The sequence below is a fragment of the Vicinamibacteria bacterium genome (genome assembly GCA_035620555.1).
Classification (GTDB): Bacteria; Acidobacteriota; Vicinamibacteria; order Marinacidobacterales; family SMYC01; genus DASPGQ01.
The window spans coordinates 1-5,736 of the sequence record DASPGQ010000712.1 but is presented as its reverse complement, the minus strand read 5'-3'; the positions used below and the strand labels follow the sequence as shown (position 1 = coordinate 5,736).

The following is a 5,736-nucleotide window of genomic DNA, read 5'->3' as shown; positions in this document are numbered from 1 at the left end:
GAGTACTAGCTTCTTATTCACGGTCATTCTTCTCCCATCGCCCGGTTCAATTCCGCGAGCGCGCTCCAGTACGAGGAGAGCGCTTCTTGGTACTGATGGCTCGCGTCCGCGGTTCGCGCCTGAGCCTGCAGGAGATCTCGTACGAGCACGGCCCGCTCCTTGTATCGGTTGCTCGCGAGCCGGAATTGCTCCAGCGCCGCCTCGTGCCCGATACGGGTTGCGGTCAGGAGCAGGCCAGACTCCTGCCATCTGCGGTACTTCATCCCGACTTCGACATCGATCTGCGATTCGGTTTCCTGAACCCCGTTGCGAGCCTGCTCGAGCGTTCTGGTCTTTTCGGCAACGGCGTTGCCTCGCCGTCCCCAGGTGAACGGCTCCCAGGTCAGCAGGAATCCCGCCATGCCGACGTGGGTGGGCAGCACCTCGACGTTGTTGAGCCCGAGGTATCGCACCGACAAGCTGAGGTCGGGAATGTATTCGGCCTTGGCAAGGCGGCGGTCGACGTCCGCCTGCTGCTCCTTGAGCCGCGCTTCGCGGACCTCGGGGCGGTTCTCCATGGCTTTCCGCCGCGCGTCCTCAAGCGAAAGCTCGGGCGCGCTCTCTTCCGGAGACTTGTCCACTCGAAAAGGAGTCGTGAGATCGCGGCCGAGCAGATGGTTCAAGCTCTCCCTCTGGGTCGCCAGCCCGTTTTCGGCCATGGACAGCTCGTACCGGGCCCGCAGGAACCGCGCGTCCACCTCGAGCGCGTCGGCGCGCAGCACGACTTGCTGGATCTGGTACTCCGCGGTAACTCGCTGCGCTTCCTCCAGAGTGGTAACGACTTCTCGTGCCGCATCCACCGCCGCCTGCGTCGCCACGAGGTCGAAGTAGGCGTTTCGAACGTCGGCGGCGATCCTCTGGCGCTCTCTCCGCAGGTCCTCGCCCACGAGCTCGCGGCCCAGCTCGGTCGCGCGGATACGGAGGCCGATCTTGTGCTGCTGGGTGATCGGTTGATCCACGGCGGCGGTGGTGTACGTCGTGAACTGGGAAGGCGTGTGGATGACGCTGTCGGTCGAAGGAATCGGACCGGTGGCTTCATAGGTGCCGAACGAGCCGGCAGGGAACGTGAAATCGATACCCTGCATCGGCAGGCCGCCGAGAACGGCGAACTGGAACTGCGGCAGCCGGTAGCTGCGCATCGAGTCCACCTGGAGATCAAGCTTCTGCGTCTCGAGCGATGAGTTCTTCACGAGACGGTTGTTCTCCAATGCGATAGAGACGGCGGCGTCGAGAGTGAGCAGCGGTGCCTCGGCCTCGAGCGACGACGGCTGTGCCTGCGACACCGCCGGTGCAACGGCCATCATCTGGAGGAAGAGAAGATGTTTGATCTCCATTTCATCGACCTCGGGCTGAAAGCGGGTTCACGGTTCATGGATCGCGATAGTGCACATCCCGTACCAACGAGCGCTCGCGGCAATCACCGAGCCTGCGAGCTCGACGTGAACTGCTGAACCGTCCGCCGAATGGCACGCCGGTCTGGAGCACTCGGGTGGGGCCAGGCGGAGAATGCGGTGCGGCGAAAGGGCCCGTTACGCAAGGATTCGGCTCCCAAGAGCGTCAGGTCGCCGCCTGTCCGAGAAGGGGCTGCGCACCCCTCCACAAAACTGCGCATTTCTGAACGTCTCGTGCCCGTCCGGGAGCCGCTGGGGAATCGGGGGGGGGGAGAACTTCCGGCCTAGTCCGATGGCTCGAGGAAGAGCCGGGTAGCGCTCCGTAAAGCTCTGGAGAGAAGCGGGCGAACTGAAGGAGCTCATATTACCGCGATATCGATGCCTGGCACTCTGATTGCTTTAGTGGGAAGTCGGCAAACCGGTGACTCGAAAGGAAGGAGAGATGCTATCGAAAACCGGCCTCACCCTGGTTCTGCTTTTCACGGCGATCCGCGGCTTCGCGCAGGACGTGAGCATCGACTACGACAAGGATTTCGACTATTCCAGTCTCCGCACCTACTCTTTGAAATCAGGGGCTCCAACCGCGAATCCGCTCATGGACCAGAGAATCGAGAAGGCGATCGACAACCAGCTTTCGATGAAGGGCTACAAGAGAGTCGACACCGATCCCGATATGTACGTCGTCTTCTACGCGTCGACGGGTCTCGACATCAACTTCAGATCCTGGGGCTCCGGTCCACCGTGGGCTTACAGCGAGTTCATAGACATGAACAAGGTCGAGGTGGGAACGGTGGTGCTGGATATCGTCGACGCGAGAGCCAAGAAGCTTCGCTTTCGCGCGATCGCGTCGGACACGGTGAGCAACAAGCCGGAGAAGAACGAGAAGAGGATCAACAAGGCCGCGGAGAAAGCGTTCAAGAAGTTTCCCCCGCAACCGGGAACCTGAACGACTACCGCGGTCCACGTTTCGCTAAGAATTTGCCCGGTCGAGAGCCTCCGCGCCATGATCGGACCTCGTTCAGGAGAGAAACCTCGGCCTCACGCGGCGCCGTGAAACGATTCGATCCCGAGCGCGGGGTGCGGTTCTCGACGTTCGCCATCCGGTGGATCCGCCAGGCTATTAACCGAGCGCTGTGCTGGAAATCGAGAATCGTCCGGGTCCCCCTCAACCAGGGGCGGCTCGCCCGAAAGGCGATTCGGTTCCGGGGGAGCGCGTGCGCCAGATCGAGAAGGCAGCCCTGGGACGGATGGCCCAAGAGGCGGAGCGGCTCGGGCTCGACTTTCTCCTCTCGGGTGAGCCTGGATCTCCGCCGCCAGCGGCAGGCGGGGAACTTATCGTAGATGGCCGGATTGCCCGACAGGGCAAAGTCGATGTCCACTTGCGCGAGGTTTACCTCAGGCTCCACCAAGGTCTCCGGTCCGGAGTCTGCCGAGACCATGCCCAGCCGACGATCCAGAATCGATAGCCCGCTGCGCACCGCTGTTCACGGTGCGCATTTCCACGCAACCCCTGAATTCGACGGAGACGCCCGTGATTTCGCGTAACTTATTAAGAGATCCGCCGATCGTCGGGGACATGCAGCGGCGATCGAACTGGCATCCGCTTTGCCATGAGGATCGGTATGAAAAACAACGCTGTTTCGAGTAGGCGACGCTCCTGGCCTCCAGGCGCAACGCCTTTCGGGCCTGGTTTTTTTGGCACCGCCCAAGGAACGGTCGTTTCGTCTGGCCGGCGCGGACCGTAGGCCGGCATCTTAGCAAGAGCGGGGAGGTCGACGAGAATGGCGATCAGAGTCGGTATCAACGGGTTCGGGCGGATTGGCCGCCTGGTGTTCCAGGCGCTCTGCGATCAGGGCCTCCTCGGGAAGGAGATCGACGTCGTCGGGGTGGTCGACATCGTGACCGATGCGGACTACTTCGCGTACCAGATGAAGTACGACTCGGTCCACGGCCGCTTCAAGCACACGCTCTCGACGAAGAAGAGCAGCCCCGAGGCGGAGGGCCACGACGTGCTCATCGTCGGCGGCGACGAGGTGAAGTGCGTCCTGGCCGCCAAGGACCCGAGCCAGCTGCCGTGGAAGCAGCTCGGAGCCGATTACGTTCTGGAGTGCTCCGGCCTCTTCACCGACCTCGAGAAGGCCAATGGCCACCTCTCGGCCGGGGCGAAGAAGGTCATCATCTCGGCACCGGGCAAGGGCGGGATGAAGACGCTCGTGATGGGCGTGAACGAGGGTGACTACGATCCTGCCCAGCACCACGTCGTGTCGAACGCGTCGTGCACGACGAACTGCCTGGCGCCCTTGGTGCACGTCCTGCTGAAGGAGGGCGTCGGGATCGAGACCGGCCTCATGACGACGATCCACAGTTACACGGCGACACAGAAGACGGTGGACGGCCCCTCGAAGAAGGACTGGCGCGGGGGCCGCGCGGCGGCGATCAACATCATCCCCTCCACGACCGGTGCAGCGAAGGCCGTGGGCGAGGTGCTCCCCGCCACCAAGGGCAGGCTCACCGGCATGTCCTTCCGCGTGCCGACTCCGAACGTCTCCGTCGTCGACCTGACCTTCCGCTCGGTCAAGGAGACCTCGATCGAGGAGATCGACGGCCTCATGGAGAAGGCGAGCGCGACCTACCTCAAGAATATCCTCGGCTACTGCAACGAGGAGGTCGTCTCTACGGACTTGATCCACGACGACCGCTCGTCCATCTACGACTCGCTGGCCACGCTCCAGAACAACCTGAAGGGCGAGAAACGCTTCTTCAAGGTCCTGGCCTGGTACGACAACGAGTGGGGCTACTCGAACCGCTGCGTGGATCTCCTCCGCTTCATGGCGAAGAGAGACGGCACGAAGTAAGACGGGGCTGCTTCGGGCCGGCGCCATGGGAATCCCGGGATATGATGCCTCTGCACAATCGCGGCGGACGACGGGGACAGGACCAACACGCCGACCCGCGGAAGCGCGGCCAGGGCGCTGGAGGAAGACGGGTCGCGACGCACCCTCCCCCCGGCTTGCGTGCGACGGGCGGGTTTCGCCGGGAACCGCGAGCGAGCCATCGTGGGTTGGAACCACGCGCTCTCGGTGGTCTCACATGACCTTCGGTAGCTTCCGCGAGGCGCTCTTCCCCACCGCGGAGGCGGAACAAAGCTTCCGGAAGGAGATCGATAGGCGCGCAGTCATCGGAATGCGGGCGATGGCCACGATATTCATTGGCGCCCAGCTGGTGCTGAATGGAGTCGAGATGCTCGTCCTGCCCTCCCGCCCGCCGGCCGCCATGGATCTCGTGGGACCTGCCCTGGGGGCCGCCGCCTTCGCCGCCTCTTTTTGGAGGAGGATCGCGCCCTCCGCCCGGACCCTGGGAATTCTTCTCGCCGGGACGTTCGCACTGATCCAGACCGTGCAGCTCAACCACAACGCTGCGTTGTACCTGAGCGAGCTCCAGACGAGTCCCGAGGCGCAGTTGCTTGCGACCTTCGGCATCCTCCTCCTCGGCGGAGTCGCGGTCCTACCGTTGAAGCCCCTGCATGCCGCGGGGCTCGGCCTCTACTTGCTCTCGTTGTTCGCGGCGGTCGGATTGCTTCGCCATGGATTCGACGGGTTTCGGGAGCAGTCGATATTCCTGGTCGCCTCGGTGCTGACGATGGCGATCGGCGTCACGCTGACCGCGATCCTGTACCGCATTCGTGCCTCGGAGTTCTTCGCGAAGCTGAGAGCCGAGCGATCGCTCCTCGAGCTCTCGCAGGCGCAGGGGTCGCTTCTCGTCGAGCGGAACGCCGCTTCCCAGGGCCGGTTCGCGGCCTTGCTCAGCCACCAGCTCAACTCGCCCCTCGGGTCGCTGGCCTCCGCGTTCGACACCCTGGCGCGCCTAGTGGAGGACGTCGATCTCGACTCCCGGCGGAAGCGAGCCGCGGAAGACTCGATCCGTGCCGGCCGCGAGTCCTTTCATCGGATCAATGAGATCGCCGGCCGCATGCGAGAGCTGGCCAACCTCGATCGCGCCGAAGAGCGGCTCGTCGACGTCGGCGTTCTCGTAGCGGAGCTGGTGGAGTTCCTCCGCCCGGAGCTCGAGAACGTAGAAGTCGAGCTGCGGCTCGCGCAGGTACCTCCGGTCAAGTGCCGGCCGCGCCAGATCGCCGCGGTCCTGGCGAGTCTGATCCGGAGCGCCGCGTCGGCGCTCCTGGGCGTCAAAGGCGGCCGGATCGTCGTGGTGAGCGAAGCGAAGCCCGGCCGGGTGATCGTAGAGCTCGAGGACAACGGCCCCGGTATCACCCCCGAACGCCTCGAGACTCTCTTCGAGCCGCAGTTCC

General features: G+C 63.9%; 5 protein-coding genes. 3 read left to right on the top strand and 2 right to left on the bottom strand.

Annotated elements, in window-relative coordinates:
* Positions 1–23: 23 nt before the first annotated feature.
* Entirely contained in the window at positions 24–1,373 is a 1,350-nt protein-coding gene (locus VEK15_28720; GenBank protein HXV64716.1) for a TolC family protein, read from the bottom strand.
* A 499-nt stretch (positions 1,374–1,872) separates the two neighbouring features.
* On the opposite strand from VEK15_28720, the gene VEK15_28715 reads away from it, so the two are divergent.
* Entirely contained in the window at positions 1,873–2,376 is a 504-nt protein-coding gene (locus tag VEK15_28715) for a DUF4136 domain-containing protein (protein HXV64715.1), read from the top strand.
* A 4-nt stretch (positions 2,377–2,380) separates the two neighbouring features.
* Here the strand turns inward: VEK15_28715 and VEK15_28710 are convergent, their stop codons facing one another.
* The gene (locus VEK15_28710; protein HXV64714.1) at positions 2,381–2,836 is read right to left on the bottom strand and encodes a hypothetical protein; all 456 of its coding nucleotides are present in this window, start codon (positions 2,834–2,836) and stop codon (positions 2,381–2,383) included.
* Between the two features lie 375 nt (positions 2,837–3,211).
* Here VEK15_28710 and gap point away from each other — a divergent pair, with 375 nt between their 5' ends.
* Both gap and VEK15_28700 read left to right on the top strand, forming a co-directional pair.
* Positions 3,212–4,285, top strand: coding sequence for a type I glyceraldehyde-3-phosphate dehydrogenase (gene gap / locus VEK15_28705; GenBank protein ID HXV64713.1), 1,074 nt, complete (start codon positions 3,212–3,214; stop codon positions 4,283–4,285).
* 235 nt (positions 4,286–4,520) lie between these two features.
* Positions 4,521–5,736, top strand: a 1,216-nt coding sequence (locus VEK15_28700) for a HAMP domain-containing sensor histidine kinase (GenBank protein HXV64712.1), incomplete at its 3' end; no start/stop codon positions are given.

Excerpts from the sequence above, each read along its gene's own strand:
- VEK15_28720 (HXV64716.1), bottom strand. The coding sequence starts at position 1,373 with ATGGAGATCAAACATCTTCTCTTCCTCCAGATGATGGCCGTTGCACCG.
- VEK15_28715 (HXV64715.1), top strand. The coding sequence starts at position 1,873 with ATGCTATCGAAAACCGGCCTCACCCTGGTTCTGCTTTTCACGGCGATC.
- gap (HXV64713.1), top strand. The coding sequence starts at position 3,212 with ATGGCGATCAGAGTCGGTATCAACGGGTTCGGGCGGATTGGCCGCCTG.